The organism is Candidatus Vicinibacter affinis, from assembly GCA_016714365.1.
GTDB lineage: Bacteria > Bacteroidota > Bacteroidia > Chitinophagales > Saprospiraceae > Vicinibacter > Vicinibacter affinis.
Genome location: JADJNH010000005.1, coordinates 305,654 through 323,166, shown reverse-complemented (window position 1 = coordinate 323,166; position 17,513 = coordinate 305,654). Strand labels below are relative to the sequence as shown.

General features: G+C 33.4%; 20 protein-coding genes. 9 read left to right on the top strand and 11 right to left on the bottom strand.

Translation table 11 applies throughout. The features are described 5' to 3' along the window. Nucleotides 1-14 precede the first annotated feature (14 nt). The gene (locus IPJ53_01690; GenBank protein ID MBK7797800.1) at nucleotides 15-887 is read left to right on the top strand and encodes a hypothetical protein; all 873 of its coding nucleotides are present in this window, start codon (nucleotides 15-17) and stop codon (nucleotides 885-887) included. A 170-nt stretch (nucleotides 888-1,057) separates the two neighbouring features. Here IPJ53_01690 and IPJ53_01685 read toward each other — a convergent pair whose 3' ends face one another. Then, nucleotides 1,058-2,428: a cation:dicarboxylase symporter family transporter gene (locus IPJ53_01685; protein ID MBK7797799.1), complete on the bottom strand. Its 1,371-nt coding sequence runs from the start codon at nucleotides 2,426-2,428 to the stop codon at nucleotides 1,058-1,060. A gap of 31 nt (nucleotides 2,429-2,459) precedes the next feature. Then, on the bottom strand, nucleotides 2,460-3,125 hold the full coding sequence (locus IPJ53_01680; protein ID MBK7797798.1) for a DedA family protein: 666 nt from the start codon (nucleotides 3,123-3,125) through the stop codon (nucleotides 2,460-2,462). A gap of 207 nt (nucleotides 3,126-3,332) precedes the next feature. Between IPJ53_01680 and IPJ53_01675 the strand changes: the two genes are divergently transcribed. Continuing rightward, nucleotides 3,333-3,842, top strand: a complete 510-nt coding sequence (locus IPJ53_01675) for a hypothetical protein (protein MBK7797797.1) — start codon at nucleotides 3,333-3,335, stop codon at nucleotides 3,840-3,842. A 3-nt stretch (nucleotides 3,843-3,845) separates the two neighbouring features. Here the strand turns inward: IPJ53_01675 and IPJ53_01670 are convergent, their stop codons facing one another. Together IPJ53_01670 and IPJ53_01665 are read right to left on the bottom strand one after the other, a co-directional pair. Beyond that, nucleotides 3,846-4,511, bottom strand: coding sequence for a DUF4159 domain-containing protein (locus IPJ53_01670; GenBank protein ID MBK7797796.1), 666 nt, complete (start codon nucleotides 4,509-4,511; stop codon nucleotides 3,846-3,848). Further along, complete coding sequence (locus IPJ53_01665) at nucleotides 4,508-5,215, bottom strand: 16S rRNA (uracil(1498)-N(3))-methyltransferase (protein MBK7797795.1); 708 nt, start codon at nucleotides 5,213-5,215, stop codon at nucleotides 4,508-4,510. Before IPJ53_01665 ends, IPJ53_01670 begins: the two co-directional genes overlap by 4 nt. A 155-nt stretch (nucleotides 5,216-5,370) precedes the next feature. Here IPJ53_01665 and rseP point away from each other — a divergent pair, with 155 nt between their 5' ends. Continuing rightward, complete coding sequence (gene rseP, locus IPJ53_01660; protein ID MBK7797794.1) at nucleotides 5,371-6,708, top strand: RIP metalloprotease RseP; 1,338 nt, start codon at nucleotides 5,371-5,373, stop codon at nucleotides 6,706-6,708. Nucleotide 6,709: 1 nt separating this feature from the next. Continuing rightward, nucleotides 6,710-7,222: a Fe-S protein assembly co-chaperone HscB gene (hscB, locus tag IPJ53_01655; GenBank protein MBK7797793.1), complete on the top strand. Its 513-nt coding sequence runs from the start codon at nucleotides 6,710-6,712 to the stop codon at nucleotides 7,220-7,222. A gap of 177 nt (nucleotides 7,223-7,399) precedes the next feature. Here hscB and IPJ53_01650 read toward each other — a convergent pair whose 3' ends face one another. The 4 genes from IPJ53_01650 to IPJ53_01635 form a co-directional block, all read right to left on the bottom strand. After that, complete coding sequence (locus IPJ53_01650; GenBank protein ID MBK7797792.1) at nucleotides 7,400-9,007, bottom strand: hypothetical protein; 1,608 nt, start codon at nucleotides 9,005-9,007, stop codon at nucleotides 7,400-7,402. 8 nt (nucleotides 9,008-9,015) lie between these two features. Further along, on the bottom strand, nucleotides 9,016-9,486 hold the full coding sequence (locus tag IPJ53_01645; protein ID MBK7797791.1) for a T9SS type A sorting domain-containing protein: 471 nt from the start codon (nucleotides 9,484-9,486) through the stop codon (nucleotides 9,016-9,018). Nucleotides 9,487-9,724: 238 nt separating this feature from the next. Beyond that, entirely contained in the window at nucleotides 9,725-10,246 is a 522-nt protein-coding gene (locus IPJ53_01640) for a ferritin (GenBank protein MBK7797790.1), read from the bottom strand. A 43-nt stretch (nucleotides 10,247-10,289) separates the two neighbouring features. Continuing rightward, nucleotides 10,290-10,730, bottom strand: coding sequence for a low molecular weight phosphotyrosine protein phosphatase (locus IPJ53_01635; protein MBK7797789.1), 441 nt, complete (start codon nucleotides 10,728-10,730; stop codon nucleotides 10,290-10,292). Between the two features lie 176 nt (nucleotides 10,731-10,906). Here IPJ53_01635 and IPJ53_01630 point away from each other — a divergent pair, with 176 nt between their 5' ends. Further along, nucleotides 10,907-11,515 carry a hypothetical protein gene (locus tag IPJ53_01630; protein ID MBK7797788.1) on the top strand — a complete coding sequence of 203 codons (609 nt, stop codon included), beginning with the start codon at nucleotides 10,907-10,909 and terminating at the stop codon, nucleotides 11,513-11,515. Between the two features lie 435 nt (nucleotides 11,516-11,950). After that, entirely contained in the window at nucleotides 11,951-12,877 is a 927-nt protein-coding gene (locus IPJ53_01625) for an OmpA family protein (GenBank protein ID MBK7797787.1), read from the top strand. A 41-nt stretch (nucleotides 12,878-12,918) separates the two neighbouring features. On the opposite strand, the gene IPJ53_01620 is transcribed toward IPJ53_01625, so the two are convergent. Then, nucleotides 12,919-13,350, bottom strand: a complete 432-nt coding sequence (locus IPJ53_01620; GenBank protein ID MBK7797786.1) for an OsmC family protein — start codon at nucleotides 13,348-13,350, stop codon at nucleotides 12,919-12,921. Nucleotides 13,351-13,353: 3 nt separating this feature from the next. Beyond that, entirely contained in the window at nucleotides 13,354-14,334 is a 981-nt protein-coding gene (locus IPJ53_01615; GenBank protein MBK7797785.1) for a PhoH family protein, read from the bottom strand. Nucleotides 14,335-14,456: 122 nt separating this feature from the next. Between IPJ53_01615 and IPJ53_01610 the strand changes: the two genes are divergently transcribed. The 3 genes from IPJ53_01610 to IPJ53_01600 are packed head-to-tail and all read left to right on the top strand — an operon-like array spanning nucleotide 14,457 to nucleotide 16,613. Then, nucleotides 14,457-15,233 (top strand): SAM-dependent chlorinase/fluorinase, encoded by a 777-nt coding sequence (locus tag IPJ53_01610; GenBank protein ID MBK7797784.1) that lies wholly within the window; start codon nucleotides 14,457-14,459, stop codon nucleotides 15,231-15,233. Further along, nucleotides 15,230-15,517 carry an antibiotic biosynthesis monooxygenase gene (locus tag IPJ53_01605; GenBank protein ID MBK7797783.1) on the top strand — a complete coding sequence of 96 codons (288 nt, stop codon included), beginning with the start codon at nucleotides 15,230-15,232 and terminating at the stop codon, nucleotides 15,515-15,517. Before IPJ53_01610 ends, IPJ53_01605 begins: the two co-directional genes overlap by 4 nt. Nucleotides 15,518-15,530: 13 nt before the next feature. After that, entirely contained in the window at nucleotides 15,531-16,613 is a 1,083-nt protein-coding gene (locus IPJ53_01600) for an AAA family ATPase (protein ID MBK7797782.1), read from the top strand. Between the two features lies 1 nt (nucleotide 16,614). Here IPJ53_01600 and IPJ53_01595 read toward each other — a convergent pair whose 3' ends face one another. Further along, on the bottom strand, nucleotides 16,615-17,493 hold the full coding sequence (locus IPJ53_01595; GenBank protein ID MBK7797781.1) for a hypothetical protein: 879 nt from the start codon (nucleotides 17,491-17,493) through the stop codon (nucleotides 16,615-16,617). Between the last annotated feature and the right edge of the window lie 20 nt (nucleotides 17,494-17,513).

Here is a 17,513-nt window from a genome sequence, read left to right as displayed (position 1 = left end):
ATTTTTGCAAGGACATGTTAGTTTATAGTATTTTCCGAATTATTCTGTTTTTCTTTCGAATTCTACCCTTTAGAGGGCTACATTTTCTTGCTGATTTAGTATACATTTTTTTATTATACATAATCAAGTATCGTCGTAGGGTTATAGAGGAAAACCTCTTGGCTTGTTTTCCAAATATGAGTGAAATTGAAAGGTATTCTCTTGTTAAGAAAACTTATAGAAACCTTGCTGATATCCTTATTGAAGGAATCAAGGGCTTACTTCTAAGTAAAGAAGAAATATTTTCCAGAAACACTTTCATTAAAGCCAGTATTGTAAATGAATACTTAGAAAAAGGTCAGTCAGTAATATGTGTCTGCGGACATTATAACAATTGGGAATGGACCGTATTGGGAATTGGTTACCATTTTCAAAATAAAGCCATTGGTATTTACAAAAAAATTTCAAATTCATATGTCGAAAAATATATTAAGCAATTAAGGGCTAAAAGTTCCATGTTGCTGCTTCCTACAAGTGAAACAAGAAAAATGGTTGATGAAATTCCCAAAGGAAAATTGATTTTACTAATGGCTGACCAGAACCCTTCCAATGTTAGAGATGCAATATGGGTAAAATTTTTTAATAAAGAAACAGCATGTTTACATGGCTTGGAAAAGTATTCTAAGACATATAATTTACCCGTAATTTATATGGGAATGCAAAGAGTTAAAAGGTCCCTTTATACATTAGAATTTACATTATTGGTTGAAAATCCTGCAGCTTGTAAATATGGAGAAATAACACAAAGATTTATGTCGATGCTGGAAAAAACAATTATCGATGATCCGTCGAATTGGCTCTGGTCGCATAAAAGATGGAAACACACCAGGTCTCTTAACCAGTTATAATTATTTACTATACAATTTCACTTAAATTTTGAGACTGCTCAATTTTCAACTTTGGAATTGAAATAATGTAATGTTTGTGGCAAATCTCAATATACTAATTAGAATAATTTATTTATGAACATTGAGTATAGTATGTTTAACTTATTGTTCAAAGTTAATTTAAAATTTTATTACTCAATATTTTCTGGAATATGTAGTTCATTTTCCCATTTGCCAATAACTACTGTTGCCAAACAATTTCCTAATGTATTCACGGCTGTTCTTGCCATATCCATTAATGCATCAATCCCCAAAATTGCTGCAATTGGCCACTCAGGAAGTCCAAAGGAACTTACTGTTGCAGCTAATATCACCAATGAGGCTCTTGCCACACCAGCAACTCCTTTACTGGTTAACATAAGTGTCAGAAGCATAACTATTTGTTGTCCAAGTGTAAGTTCAACACCAGCAGCTTGTGCTACAAATATAGCAGCAAGAGATAAATACAGTGTTGTGCCATCTAAATTAAAACTTAAACCTGTAGGAAGAACAAACGCTACAACCTCGCGATTTACACCAAATTTCTCCATGTTCTCCATCGCTAAAGGCAAGGCAGCTTCTGAACTTGCAGTACCAAAGGCAATGCTTACAGGTTCTGTGACATAAGTAATAAATCTCTTGATTGGAATTTTTAAAAAAAGTATCAATGGAACGAAAACCAATAAGACAAAAGCAATTAGAGAAAGATACAAAGTAAATAACAACTGCAATAGATTTTTCATTACATCTAACCCAAGGTTAGAGATGGTATATGCTATTGCTCCTCCAACAGCAAAAGGTGCAAAGTACATGATTATGTCTGTGAACTTAAACATAATTGCTGACAATGATTCTGCAAAACCTATAAAAGGTCTTCTGGTTTCTTTGCTTACAAACAGCATGGAAATTGCAAAAAATAAACAGAATACTACGATCTGTAAAACCTGCCCTTCAGAAATAGCCTTAATAAAATTTTCAGGAAAAACATGAAGAACAAGATCTTTCCAGCCTTGTTGTTTTAAAGATTGAGGTATCTCTTCTTTAATGCCTGTATTAACAATGCCTACCCCAGCCTTACTTATGTTTATTGCAACCAAACCTATAACCAATGCAACTGTTGTCACAAGTTCAAAATACAATAAGGATTTCCAGCCTAATCGACCTACTTGTTTAATATTGGAATGACCAGCAATACCAACTATAAGTGTGCCAAATAACAAAGGAGCTATTATTGATTTAATCAACTTTATGAATATCTTACTTAATACATTAAGCTCATTTCCCAGTGTTGGAAAATCATATCCAATTTCTGCTCCAACAAACATGCTGATAAATATCCAGGATGTTAATTTGTTGGAATTTATACCTATTGCAATTAACCCTAATATCCCTATCCATCTGACCCCTCCACTAATGGTTTCAGGAATATCAAACTGAATAAAACCATGAACCCCGGAAAAAATACCAATTAGAATAGTTAGTAGATAAATAAATTTTATTTGTCCTTGAATGTATTTTTTCATGTCTATTTACAAGAATTCATTTTTCTGGAAATTATGCCTCTTCATCAAATATTTTGGTCTTACTAAATATACGCTTTCGGTTAATTATAGTAATAAATAATGGCATCGCACTGACAATAATTATAAAAATAATCACTAATGAGAAATTATTCTTAACAAAAGGAATATTGCCAAACCAATATCCAATTGAAGTCAAAGGAATAATCCACAATACTGCTCCTAAAACATTGTAATATGTAAATCTACCTGCATTCATTTTCCCAATTCCTGCAACCAAAGGCACAAATGTCCTAATTAATGGTAAAAACCTACCTATGATTAAAGCCTTTCCTCCATGCTTCTCATAAAACTTTTGTGTTTTGATTAAATAATCTTTTCTGAAATACTTCGAATCTTGTTCAAATACTTTTGGTCCTAACCACTTTCCAATAAAAAAATTCACCGTGTTACCTAAAATTGCTCCTAATATGCATACAAACATTACCGTTAGCAAATCTAAATTACCACTTGAAGCCATAGCACCAGCAGCAAACAATAGACTGTCTCCTGGTAAAATAGCAGCCACAACAAGACCCGTTTCAGAAAAAAGAATTAGAAAAAGTATCATGTATATATAGATTCCATATTGGGTTGTCAATTCAACCAAATGGACATCAACATGCAACAAAAAGTCTAATATTTGTTTTAACCAACCCATTTTATTCCTTTACAAATCAAAGGTAGCAAGTATTTTAATGGCTCCGGTTCTTACAATTGCTTTTATTGGCATTCCAAATGTTACGATTTAAGTCATTAGCCATATATATTAAATATTTGTTTATTATATACAATATTAAAATATAGATATTTATATATCATATTATATGTTATTGTTATATATTTGCTCTCCCAGATCTGATTTTTAATGGAACGTAATTTAAGCATTTTAATCTCAATGCCTTTTAAAGGTCTTACCGAAAGGACAAAAGACCTTCTGTTGGCATTTATAATAACGATAGTAGGAATAATTGGCAGTTATTTGATACTTGGGCGTTCTATTACCCCCGATTCTGAAAATCTCTCGAGCTCTGGATTTCTTTCTAAAAATAAAACTTTCAATTCCATCCAAAATAATACGCTTAGCCAAAGGTTGGAGTTGGAAAAGTTAGGAAAATTAATTATTCAGGGAAATTTTGTTACAAACGAACTGCTAAACTTTGTATACCTAGACTATAATTCCAATCAAAAGTATCTTATCGATTTTGGCAATGGAATCCGTCAGAAAATGCTAAATAGTAATATTTACATGAAGTTTGCTCAGCCGGGTTTATATGTCGTACAACTTTACTCCTTCATTGATGAAAAGTGGGTACTGGTTGCTTCTCAGACTATAAATATAAAATCTTTAGAGGATAAAGCGGTTTCCTTTATTTAGTTGCTATCTGGTAAATGCATATTGAACTAAATTGGCGCCCATTTGCAAAGCTTGAGCCCTGATTTCTTCTGGATCTTTGTGAACCTCTCTATCTTCCCACCCATCCCCTAAATCACACTCATAACTATAAAAACAAACCAATCTTCCTTCCCAAATTAGCCCAAATCCTTGTGAAGGCTTCCCATCATGTTTATGAATTTTAGGTAAACCACTTTTAAAATTGAAACTCTGATGATAAATTGGATGACTATATGGTAATTCGATAAAATCTATCTCCGGAAAGACTTTTTTCATGAATGGCCTTATAAAAGGATCCATTCCATAGTTATCATCTATATGGAGAAATCCACCAGCTAACAAATATTGTCTTAAATTTAAAGATTCCAAATCACTCAGGACAATATTGCCATGACCGGTCATATGAATAAATGGATAGTTGAAAATTTCAGCACTTCCTACTTCTACTGTTGCATAATTAGGGTCTAGATTGGTTCTTAATTCCTTATTACAAAATTTCGACAAATTACTCAATGATGTCGGATTTGCATACCAATCTCCACCACCGTTATATTTCAATAAACCTAGCTTAATACCTGGTGGATTAGGGGTAAAAGATGTGAAACAAATAATAGAAATTAATGCTGATGTCAAAAAATATTTGTTACTCATTTAATGTTTTTTACTGTTTGTAAAATGATACAGGTAGCCAATGCAGCTGTTTCAGTTCTAAGGCGATAATCACCTAAATTAGTCTGTTTGAAACCTGCTGCCAAACTACTTTCTATCTCTGCTAATGTAAAATCCCCTTCAGGACCAATCAACACGATAACATTTAGATCAGGGTCATAATCCGTCCCTAAAAAATGTTCTGCACCTTCTTCACAATGACATATAAAACGTTGGGTTGATCTATTTGTTTTAAGCAGGGCATCTATCTTAATTAAAGGTTCAAGAATAGGTAAACTAGGCCTTAATGTTTGTTTGGCCGCAGAGAGAATAATTTTTTCCCATCTCTCCCTTTTCTCCTTATGAATCTTAGTGCGGGCACAAGCCATTGGGTAAATTTGATCGACACCAGTTTCCACAGCTTTTTCTAAAAACCACTCAAATCTATCCAAATGATTTGTAAGACTGACACCTAATGTAATTTTTCCACCCTTTGGAACCAATTCTTTGTAAATTTCAATAATCTCAATATTACCTTGATCATTTGCGATTCCGACTATCTTACCAGACCATATTATACCACCAAAATCTGTAACTAAAACGGTGTCTCCTGCCCTATGTCTGGTAACTTTAAAACAATGGTGACTCTCTTCGGGTGACAGCAAAATATTTTTGAGTCCATCCCTTATTCCTTGAAACAATAGCATACCTAAAAATTATCCATAAATATATCTGTATTCTATTTTATAAAATACCTATAATTCAACATAAATTGAGTATTGCGTATCCTGGGTTTAAGTACTTATCTTCGCCTCTTAAACAATTTATCAAATTTGTCGTTTTCAACCACAATATTTAAAGCATGGATAATATAATTATGATAAGCCAATTTGTATTGAGTCTTACAATTTTGGTGGTATTGCATGAATGTGGCCATTTCTTCCCAGCTCGTTGGTTCAAAACTCGAGTGGAAAAATTCTATTTGTTTTTTGATCCATATTTTGCAATTTTTAAGAAGAAAATTGGCGAAACAGAGTACGGTATAGGTTGGCTCCCACTTGGCGGTTATGTTAAGATATCTGGAATGGTGGATGAAAGTTTTGACACAGAGCAACTCAAACAAGAACCAAAACCATGGGAATTTCGATCTAAACCAGCCTGGCAAAGATTGGTCATTATGCTTGGAGGTGTAACAGTAAACTTTATCCTTGGTTTTTTTATATTCGCAATGTTGCTTTGGAAAAACGGGATTGAATACCTTCCTACTGCTAATATGACATACGGAATAAGCGTAGACAGCATGGCTTATGAAATGGGATTTAGAGACGGCGATAAAATTATTAAGGTCGGAAACTCAGATTTTATTAGATTTGACAGAGGCAAATTGTTGAAGAGTATTGTTTTAGAAAACGTGACCAGTATTACAGTACTCAGAAATGAATCACCAATTGAATTGGAAATTTCACCAATTTATGCCCAGGCTCTGGCCAAGCCAGAAATTAAATCAATGGAGCTTTGGGGGGTGCGATTTCCGATTTCTATCGCTCGGATATTAGACAATTCTTCAGCTTCAAAATCAGGGGTTTCTCCAGGTGATGTAATATATTCCATTGATGGCGTAAACGTAAGTTTTCTGCATGAGGCTCATCGTAAATTGAGAAACAAGCCAAATACTGCATTTAAATTAGGAATTTTAAGGGGATCAGATAGTTTATTGATTGATGTGCATTCCGATGATAAAGGAGTTATTGGTTTAGGATGGAAATTAATGGATCAATTCCTAAAAACTGAGAAAGAACATTTTGGTTTTTTTGAATCCCTTCCTAAAGGGGTAACCACTGGAGTTGATCTTTTATCCGGTCAGCTTAAGGCTTTTAAGCAAATGTTTGCTGGAAAAATAAAAGCTAAAGATTCTTTGGGAGGTTTTGCTTCCATTGCAAATATGTTTGAGAAAACTTGGGATTGGACTTCCTTTTGGAGAATGACCGGAATTCTTTCTATAATATTGGGCTTTATGAATTTGCTACCCATTCCGGCTTTAGATGGGGGATATGTTGTCTTTCTGCTGATTGAAGTGGTCAGCGGGAGAAAGGTTCCAGACAAGATTATTGAAAAAGCTACTTTAATTGGTTTCATATTGTTGCTAGGCCTTCTTCTTTATGCAAATGGTTTAGATCTATTCCGCTTTCTCAATAAATAAGATGGACTATTTCGAACACTTTGGTTTAAAACAAATCTTTAACCTAGACCTTGCTTTGTTGAGAAGACAATTTTATTTAAAAAGTAAAGAAAGTCATCCTGACATAGTTAATGATCATAACATCCACAATAGTTCTGTCTCTTCTTACAACAATGAAGCTTATAGAATTTTATCTAACCCTTTATTTCGGTTAAAATATATTCTCCATCTCAAATTTGGCCCAGATCTAAATGAACCAAAACCGAATACAGCATTTTTAATGGAAATGTTAGATTTTCACGAAAAGATAGATTTTGCAATTTCTAAAAACAACCCAACTGAAATCAATATTCTTAAAAAAGCACTAGATGACCTTTTTCTTACAGAAGAAAAGAAAGTAAAAGAATATTTAGAGCGTTTTGATGCAGGAGATAATTCTAATGAGGTTTATCAAAAAATGCTAGACTACTATACTAAATTAAAATATTTTGATCGACTGTTCAACAATTTAAATAATAAAGAAAATGAACTTTGATTGTTGTTTTGAAGTTTTCGTCTTAATTTTCTTTGGCTAGAATTACCTGAAATCATTTTATTAATTTTTTACTTCTCTAAAGTCGGAAACTTTTACACAGGTCCCAATTTTTAACTGCTTTAGTAAATAAAAAAGCCTCCACAAAAATGTAGAGGCTTTTTACAAAAATTTAATTTTCTACTTTTGGTTTGTAACTTTCCAGTCCATACCTACAGAAGTTCCTTCTTTTACAAGCACTGGCGTTTCAAGACCTTTAATTCTTATGGCCTTATAATCTTCATACCCTTTTCTTACACCTTTTACTTCCCAGTCAAATTTATATGTACCATTTCCTTTTCGCAGTTCCTTTACCTTAAAACCTTTAGCAGTTCGTTCAACTACTGCAAGTCCTTCAGATTCGGCTGATTGAGGCGTAAGTTGTACAGTCATGGTATTGGGATTGATCACTATTTCAAAATGCTCACTGAATTTTACTTCACACTCTCCGTTTAAAAGTTGTGCTGACCCTCGTTCATAAGCAGCTGCTTCAGGACCCTCTACACAAGCATACCAAATCTCCTTCGTTGGATCTGTTGGGTGATCCATCCAAAAGTTCTTCATGTTTGCAGCAACAATTGATTGTGTGCCATTAATATAAATACCACCAATTAGTGAATTGGGATTTGAAGGGCTAAACACACCCATATATGGAGTTATTACATTGTTTATTGTTGCCGCAACCAGACCGCAACCAGGTCGCCCAGCCAAAGCAGTTATTGCTCTACCGATTCCTCCCTGAGCATCTAACAATGTTCCAATCACTCTTACTGGTGTGGTCCCGCTAAGTACTGCATTATTCAAAACTAATTGGGTACTTACTCCTGGTGAAGTAAAATTTGTCGCCCTTACATGAAAAAATGTATCCGCGTTGAATCTTAAATAATACTGACTGAAAGTCGCAGGATACTCTTGAATTTCAGCACCATAGGCTGTTGTCTTCATTGCATTGGTGGGAAAGGTTGTATACTCCTCAGCCCATTTATTGGTGCTTGATGTAAAATTCTTTTTCGAAGTAGGCCCAAAAGAAAGTTCGAATTTGCCAGGATTAAAAGTAATACCAACACTGGAAGAATGTGAATATTTTAATTCACTTCCTGCTTTAGTCCACAAGCTATTACCACTGGAAGGTAATATAAAGCTACCTCCATTTTTACTCAACCGTATTTCATTATTGGTGGTGTCCAAGGAGATGGTTTGAATTTCATTCGCCGCATCGGAATCTGCATCGTTCTTTAATGCAGTTAAATCAACATTGTTTCCTTGAGTGATGGACAACATATTACTGTTGGCATTAAAACTAAGGGTCTGCAATTCGTTTTGTGGATTTCCATCATTATCTCCTGTTACGGAACCTGCTTTACTTGCATAAGCAGCCACCGGAACACTTAAAATTGGTGAGTTCCCCATATTTAAATAGCTGGATCCTCCTGCAGGATCTAATTCAACTTTAAGTTGATATCCTGCAACGCTCCAATCTATGGTTGTACAAGTACCCGATGGATTTGATCCGCCACATACATTCACATTAAAAATTCCCAAATCAGATGTTCGTGTATTATGTATTTCAGAATAGACTGTTGCATTTGCAGCATTAACTATCGACAACCTCAGCGAAATATTTTGATTCACCAAGGCCGCATTTTGGGCATTTCGGGCAACTCCCTGATACTTGAATGATGGGCCCTGCGCCATCATATTTATGCTTAGACCAAAAGCAATTGCGAGAATTAATAGACTTTTATTCATGATTCAAATTATTTATTTATTTTTTCAATTTTAAAATTTTGTGCTTGGTGGTGATTCTGCACCCTTAAAATATAAGTTCCCACGGGGACATTTTCAATATTTATTTGATGAATTCCTTCTGTAATTTTATTGTTTTCAATTTCCAAACCATGCATGTCGACTAAACTATATCGAACAATACCATTTGTAAAATTTTCCAAATTTATTGAGAAGTATGCTGGATTTGGATAAACACTAAAGCCTTCAATTATTGAATTGGAAACTGAGGAAATGACAATATTGCCTTGATGAAAACCTTGCGTAAGTCTAAAATTTGAAGAACTTAAACTTTCGGTTGCAATTTCCCCTAATGTCCACTCAAGAGTAAAACCTCCTGACTTAAATACATCACCTGCAGAAGCAATTACCTCAGGTGTAATCTTTTGTGCGTTAATAAGACTGCCAAAACTGACCAAAACAGCCAAAAAAAATATTTTCATAATTTCAAATTATACTATAAAAATACAAAGTATAAAGCATAATCACAAAAGTCTGAACTAATTTAATTAAAATTCAAAATGACATTGGACTTGACAATTTTTGGATTTTGAATTATTTTAAAATATTGTTTTGTATTTAATTATAAATAGTGCTATTTTAAAATTTATTATAAAAATCATACTATTTCGCCAAATTAAATATATTTCTATGATTGTGCTATTCTGAAATCTTTTTTAATTATTCCTTCTCTCCTTCTGTTTTCTTAAGTATAACTTGGTTAAATCGATCCATTTCCTTGTCAATATAATACAGGCTCTGAGGACCATCACCTATTAAATCAATTTTGTCTATAATCTTTCGGATCATAGACTCCTCTTCTCTTTGCTCAGCCACATACCATTGTAAGAAATTATTAGTTCCATGGTCATTGGCCTGAGTTGCCATTTCAATTATTCTATGAATAGATTGACTTACAGTTTTCTCTTGTTCTAATGTATGTTTAAAAATAGATTGAACAGAGTCATATTCATTTACCACATTCCCCAAAGCAGGAATAATAGGTTTACAATCCATTTCTAATAGATATTCGACTAATTTCATCATGTGAAATTTTTCTTCATCTGATTGCCTGTAAAAAAATTGGGCAGTACCTTCTAATCCTTTGTAATCACACCAAACTGCCATGCTTAAATATGAGAAACTAGCTTCGGCTTCCTTTGCAATTTGTTCATTTATTGCCTGTTCAATTCCTTGTATCATTTATTTATCATTTAAAATTATTAAAAATCTAACACTTTTTATATCAGGAGAATTGAGAGATCATCGCATGGCAACCTGCTTCAATTTTATCAAATGCCTTTTTAAAACTCCCATCATAATATGGATCTTCCACTTCCTCATTAGAATTAACAAAACTCATTATGCATTTAATATTTTTGTCTGACCGGTCACCAAATACTTTGAAGCACTCCTTTAAAACTCTGTTATCCATTGAAAATATTATGTCAAAGTATTCAAGATCCGATTTTCTAATTTTCCTTGATCTTTGTTGGCTAATATCTATTCCCCTGTTTCTGGCCTCCTCAATAGCCCTTTTATCAGGAGATTCACCATTATGCATTCCGTTTGTTCCAGCAGAATCAATTACCCAATCTAATCCTCTATCTTTGACAAGCTTTTCCATAATTCCTTGAGCCATCGGAGATCGACATATATTTCCCAAGCACACCATTAAGATTCTCATTTTTGCACATGATATTAAGGCAAAGATAATTATCCGCCGGAATTGGATATCGGATTAGCACAAGATATAAATCATAAGAATGGTGTAATATCCAAAAATGGTGTATAACCACTATCTGACAAAACCTACATATTTGGCACATATTTTGATAATTATATATTATAATATATAATTATATGTTTGGTTACGCTAAATCTTTCTACTCAACTTCAATCATAACTACCAAATTGGTTCTCTTTTTATTAATGTATGTTAATTCAAATTGTCTTGCAAACTCCCCATCAGAAAACAAAATTACCTTTGTATTTACTCAAATTGGTTCGGACTTTGCAGAATTAAAAATTGACTTTCCAGAAGTAATTCACAATTTAAAAATCCAGCGAAGTACCCATCTAGAAAACTTTAAACCTTTGAAAGACTTTGTGGGAAATCACTCCGAAATACTTCTCATTGACCAAATTAACTCTTTTCACGAAGTAAATGTCAGTTATAAGCTTAGCTACACAGACCAAAATAATGAAGACTTTTCAATAATTTATTCCTGCTTACTGGATACACCGGTAGTTATACCAATTCTATTGGATGACAAATTAATTCTTAAGTCATCCCAAGAGTATAAAAATGAAAACATTTCTATTCTAATTTATGATATGAATGAGCTAATTCTATATCAAAATGACCTAGTTAATGTTTCAACATTTTCATTCCCAATAATTGATAAAAAAGATAAAACTTGGTTTCTACTCTATGAATTTAAGGGGAAAAAGGGTATTTTAAAAATTTAATTTTGATCCTTTCTTTTTGAACAATATTTGCTTATTTAAACTAAATCCACTTTTGTCCACTTATTAAATTGATACATGATTTAAATTTCAAATTGTGTTTCAATTAATTAAATAATTTTCTTAACTTTCTCCAACAAAATATTGGGTCTGACGTTTAAGTTTTCCAAGAGAGTGTACATGAGTATTAGATTTATTATATTAATTGGTTTTTTGTTTTATTCTTCTCAATTACTAATGGGGCAGAACGATACATCCATGATTGTACTCATTAATGGCTCTTTTGAAGGAACGCCCCAGTGTTGTAATCCTCCAGCTGCCTGGATTGATTGCGGCTTCCGTAGTGAAACGCCACCTGATATACAACCACAGGTTCCAGGGATGGAGCCCTTGTTCAAGGTTACAAAGACAGCTTATCATGGAAGCACTTATTTAGGAATGGTTGTTAGAGAAAATGAAACCTATGAACGTGTTGGACAGAAACTTTCAAGTCCATTAAAGAAGGGACGCTGTTATGCATTTTCAATTTATTTAACAAGATCGCTTGAATATAAAAGTGCATCCAACACAGGCAGCATGGAACTTAAACCTTTCACTACACCTGTAATTTTAAGAATTTATGGTGGTGAAGGATACTGTAACCAGAAAGAATTACTTGCAGAATCTGAACCGGTAGCAAATTCCGATTGGAAAAGATTTGACTTTGAGTTTAAACCTAAATCCGATATGGCTTATTTTGAACTTGAGGCCTTTTACAAAACCCCTGTTCTTTTTCCCTATAATGGGAACCTACTCCTTGATAATGCCTCTAATATTAAACTAATTCCATGTCCTGAGGATAAGAAAAAATACCTCGCATATAAAAATGAAAAAGCAGCAATTGAAGCCTCAGAACAAAAATCTCACACTGCTATTCTTGGCTCAGCCGAAAAAATCAAAAGCACACCAGAATCACCAAATGTTTCAATTAAAAAGCAACAAAAAATATTAAAAGAACTAGATAAATCCAAAGTTAAAGTTGGCCAAACTATAAAAATTGAAAAACTTCAATTCCCTGCTGACAGTTTTAAAATTAATGCAAATTCTTTTCCTGTTCTAGATGAAGTGTATGATTTTTTAAAAACCAATCCAAAAATAACCATTGAAATCGGAGGTCATACCAATGGCCAACCTAGTCATGAATTTTGTGATCGCTTATCGACCAATAGAGCCAAAGCAGTGCGTGATTATATCTTAGCTAAAGGAATAGCTGAAGAACGTATTTCTTACAAAGGGTATGGGAAAAGACAACCTGTTGCTTCAAATTCAACAAAAGAAGGAAGATTATTAAATCAAAGAGTTGAAATTAAAATAATAAGTATTTAGTTTAATTTTGATTTTACAAAAAAATCCTATTATCAACTAATTTATTCACTTTTCGTTTCCCCCGATGAATTCCAATGAAAAGTAACAACCTCTTCAATTTCATGATTCAGACTCCTTGATACGGGGCAGCCCTTTGCAGCATTTGTCAATATCGCTTTTTTCCTAGAATCATAGTCGAAATCCGGCATGTAAATATCTACTTCGATTTTTACAATTCTTCGCGGGTTTTCTGCCATAGTTTTTTGAACATCAACCTTAGTCCCTTCCATGTCTATTTCATGGGTTCTCGCGGCAATTCCCATAATAGATAAAATACAACAGCCTAAAGCTGTTGCAACAAGATCGGTTGGTGAAAAAGCTTCTCCTTTTCCAAAATTGTCTGTAGGACCATCTGTATATATTAATTGCCCGCTTTTATTGTGTTTGGCTTCAGTTCTAATATCTCCTTTATAAATTATACTTGATGTTTTCATATTCTATTCTTCTTCTAATGGATTGTTTTTCTTGTATTCATCCTCATATGCCTTTAATATTTCTTTTACAAGCCTATGTCTGACAACATCATCTCTAGTTAGATAAATTGAGGTAATTCCCCCTATTTTATTTAACAATTTTGATGCCTGTTTCAAACCAGAGGTTTGACGATATGGTAAGTCTATCTGTGATAGATCTCCTGTGATAATGCATTTAGCCGTTGGGCCTAATCTGGTTAAAAACATTTTCATTTGAAGGGTTGTCGAATTTTGTGCCTCATCCAAGATTATAAAGGCGTTATCTAATGTCCTACCCCTCATAAAAGCAAGTGGAGCAATCTCAATGACCCTGCTTTCTATCAATTGTGAAAGTCTTTCTGAAGGAAACATATCGTCCAATGCATCATACAACGGCCTTAAATATGGATCAATTTTTTCTTTTAAGTCGCCTGGAAGAAAACCAAGATTTTCTCCTGCTTCAACTGCAGGCCTTGTGAGTATGATCTTTTTCACAAGTCTATTTTTTAGGGCTCTGACTGCAAGAGCCACAGCCGTGTAGGTTTTTCCGGTGCCTGCAGGGCCAATGGCAAATATAATGTCGTGTTCCTCTGCAGCCTTTACTAAAAGTTGTTGATTTTTTGTTTTTGCATAAATTACCCTTCCTTCCCTACCATGTACTAAAACCTGTTTACTCTCTTGTTGTGAGATTTGAATCTGATAGGGATTTTCTCCTTGAATTAAATCTTCAATCGTTTGGAGACTCAGTTCATGATTACTTCGCAATAACTTAACCATTAACTCTATTTTATGCTTCACCTCCTGTGTATCCTTTTTCTCTCCTAAAATTTTCAACTGGGTTCCCCTGGAGGTTATAACCAGCTCAGGATAAGCTTTTCTCAATAAATTCAGTTTGGCGTTGTTTTCTCCATAAAGTGCCAATGGATCAACGTTTTCAATGTTTAGAATAATTTCGCTTTGGGACAAATTTTTTGATTTAAAAAATATTATAAAACAAGATTTATTTAATATAATTAATTTATAAGTTTACAAAGCTATAGGATAATTAGGAATTGAGTAATTTTCCAACGAATTTTAATAACTTATCAATGACTTATATCCATAAACCCCAATTAATTGCTCTTTGTTCCGATTTTGGCAATAAGGATTTTCGACTTTCTGCGCTCAAAGCTACAATTCTTAAGGAAAATCCTACGGTTAACCTTGTAGATATTAGCCATGAAATTCCTTCCTTTGATTTAGTTCAAGCTGCTTTTATTCAATCCAATGCATTCAGATCCTTTCCAGAAGGTAGTATTCATATTTGTTGGGTTTTCAATGTTGGAGAAGACCGAGGCATCTTATTAGCTTTGTGGGAAGGCCAATTTTTTATCCTTCCTGACAACGGACTTCTAAGTCTAATTTGTGATCAATACAAACCTGAAAAAATTTTCAGGGTCAGTGATGATTGTTTCCGTTTTAGAGAAAGAATTTCTTCTGTTATTAAACATATTGTGTCTGAAGAAGATTTGTCTGAGCTCTTTGATCCATGTGAAGACCCTATTGTTAAGATTAATGTTTCGCCTGTCTATCAAAAAGATAGGATACAAAGTAGGGTCTGTTTCGTAGATCGTTTTGGAAATTTGATATTTAATATTCAGAAGGATCCTTTTGAGAGGATAACTGCTGGAAGAATGTTTTCATTTCATACAAAAACCCACCAGATAATATCTAATTTTGAACTTGATGAAAACAATGTCCATAATGGTAGTTTTTATCTTTATTTTAACGATGCTGGATATATGGTTTTAGCCCTTTGCGGTTCAAACGCTGCTAAAACTCTTGATATCAAGGCTGATGAAACATTACAAATTGTTTTTGAATGATTACACGGTTTGTAAAAATGCATTTTAAACCTGAATTAAAAAAGGATTTCATTATTTTGTTTTATGAAAGTGTCGAAGTAATTAAAAAATTTGAAGGCTGTTTGGATGTTGTACTTTTAGAAGATGCTGATGACGAAAGTTCAATGTGTACACTCAGCTTTTGGAAAGATCTTTCACATTTAGAAAATTACAGAAAATCAGAGTTTTTCAAATCTACCTGGCATAAAACTAAATCTTTGTTTAGTCAAAAGGCTCAGGCCTGGAGCTTATTAGAAGTAAAATAATCTACACAAAACCATGCAGCTTGATATTATTCGTCCATTCGCAGAAATAACTTTTGCTCATGAGTTGGAAGCCCTTAAAAAATATGACCAAAATGACAAACCAAGCGTTTGGAAACTTTCCCCTAATGCTGTTTTGATGTATTTACTAGGGACTAAATTACCCGATGGAACAATAATTTCACCCAAATACTTTGGAGAAAAGAAAATTTTGGAATTAGCTATTGCCACACTTCTGTCTGATCGGGCTTTACTTTTAACAGGACTACCTGGTACCGCTAAAACATGGGTAGCAGAACATTTAACCGCAGCAATATGCGGAAATTCTTCTTTACTCATACAAGGGACCACCGGAATACATGAGGACAATTTAAGATATGGGTGGAATTATGCATCCTTAATTGCTAATGGACCCTCTGAGGAAGCTTTGATCCCTTCACCTATTATGTCCGCTATGCGTTCTGGACAAATTGTTCGAATTGAAGAACTTTCAAGAATCCCCACCGAGACCCAAGATGCCCTTATTACAGTTTTATCCGAAAAGGTACTCCCGGTGATTGAATTAAATAAACAGGTTCAGGCCGTTAGAGGGTTTAATGTTATTGCAACCTCCAATGACCAAGACAAAGGTATTTATGAAATGTCTTCTGCGTTAAAGCGTAGATTTAATATAATTTTAATGCCATTACCTTCTTCACTTGAGGAAGAAATTAAAATAGTCGACTTCAGGGTTAAACAAATGGAAAAATTGTTGGATGTATCTCTCCCAAAAATCAAAGAAAAACAAATGGAACAATTAGTGACTATGTTTAGAGAATTGAGAGTTGGAAAAACAATTGACGGAAAACAAAAAATAAAATCAACTCAAGCAAACCTTAGTCCGGCAGAAGCAATTTCAATTTTACATCATGCCAGAATCCATGCTCACTATTTTAATCAGAATCAAATACCTATTGAATTAATTGCTCCAGGTATGATAAATATAATTCAACAAACAGATAATAAAGACTATGCTTCTTTGGAAGAATATAATGAGGTGGTCATCAAAAAAAGGTCAGATTGGAAAGAATGGTATGTTGCTTTCAAGAACTTGTTATAAACTATTTTTTGAAGCTTATTATTGCTTTTATCTCCTTAATGTCTTCAATTGACTCTAACATTTGATCATCTACTTTCATCCAAAGGTTCACACCATTAAATTGCAGCAGGTTCTTATTTTCTATATTGATTTTAATTTTCCGGATTTCCCTCGGAAACTTCCATTCTTGCAATATCTGTATGCTCATAGCGTTAAAAAAATCTTCTCCTTCTGATATCTCTCCGGCTTTATTTGACATTTCGATTTTACCCGAATTCAATAGGGTGTTAGGAATAAATTCATCATATAATAGCTCTTCATCAAAATGATCGGTCACAATTAAATTAGAAGTATCATTCATTAGGCTTACTTTTCCATACGAAGTCGTATCGCGAAATATATTATCCTTATACTTTATAATAAAGTTGTGATGTTTGTCTAACTCAAATGTTTGTCTTGAAAAATCAAATTCATTTTCTTCCTCTGGAAAGTATTTTTCAAGTTTACTTCGTTTAATCAATCTTATTATTTCTAATGCATTGTTCAAGGTCTTAAGGTCTAGAAATTCAAATTCAACTGTGTAATAAAAATCCTTTTCCAATAGAAAATGAACATTTTTAATGGAATTCGGCAACATTGGACTAGATCCTATCTCAAATTCCATTTTTACTAATTCCACTTGGATGGAATCAAAAGCCTTTTGAAATTTTTCTGGATCACTATTACATCCACTTTCGAAAAACTCTTGCCTTAAAGAATTTAGCAACATTCTTTGACGAAAATGACCTCCAAATTGGTCATTAAAAACTGTACTCTGTTGAATGTCACAAGAACATAAAATAAAAAAGAAAAACAGAACCAAATGATAACAATTTGTCTTTCTCAATTTTGAATTTATCATTTATAATCTTTTCAGTAAAA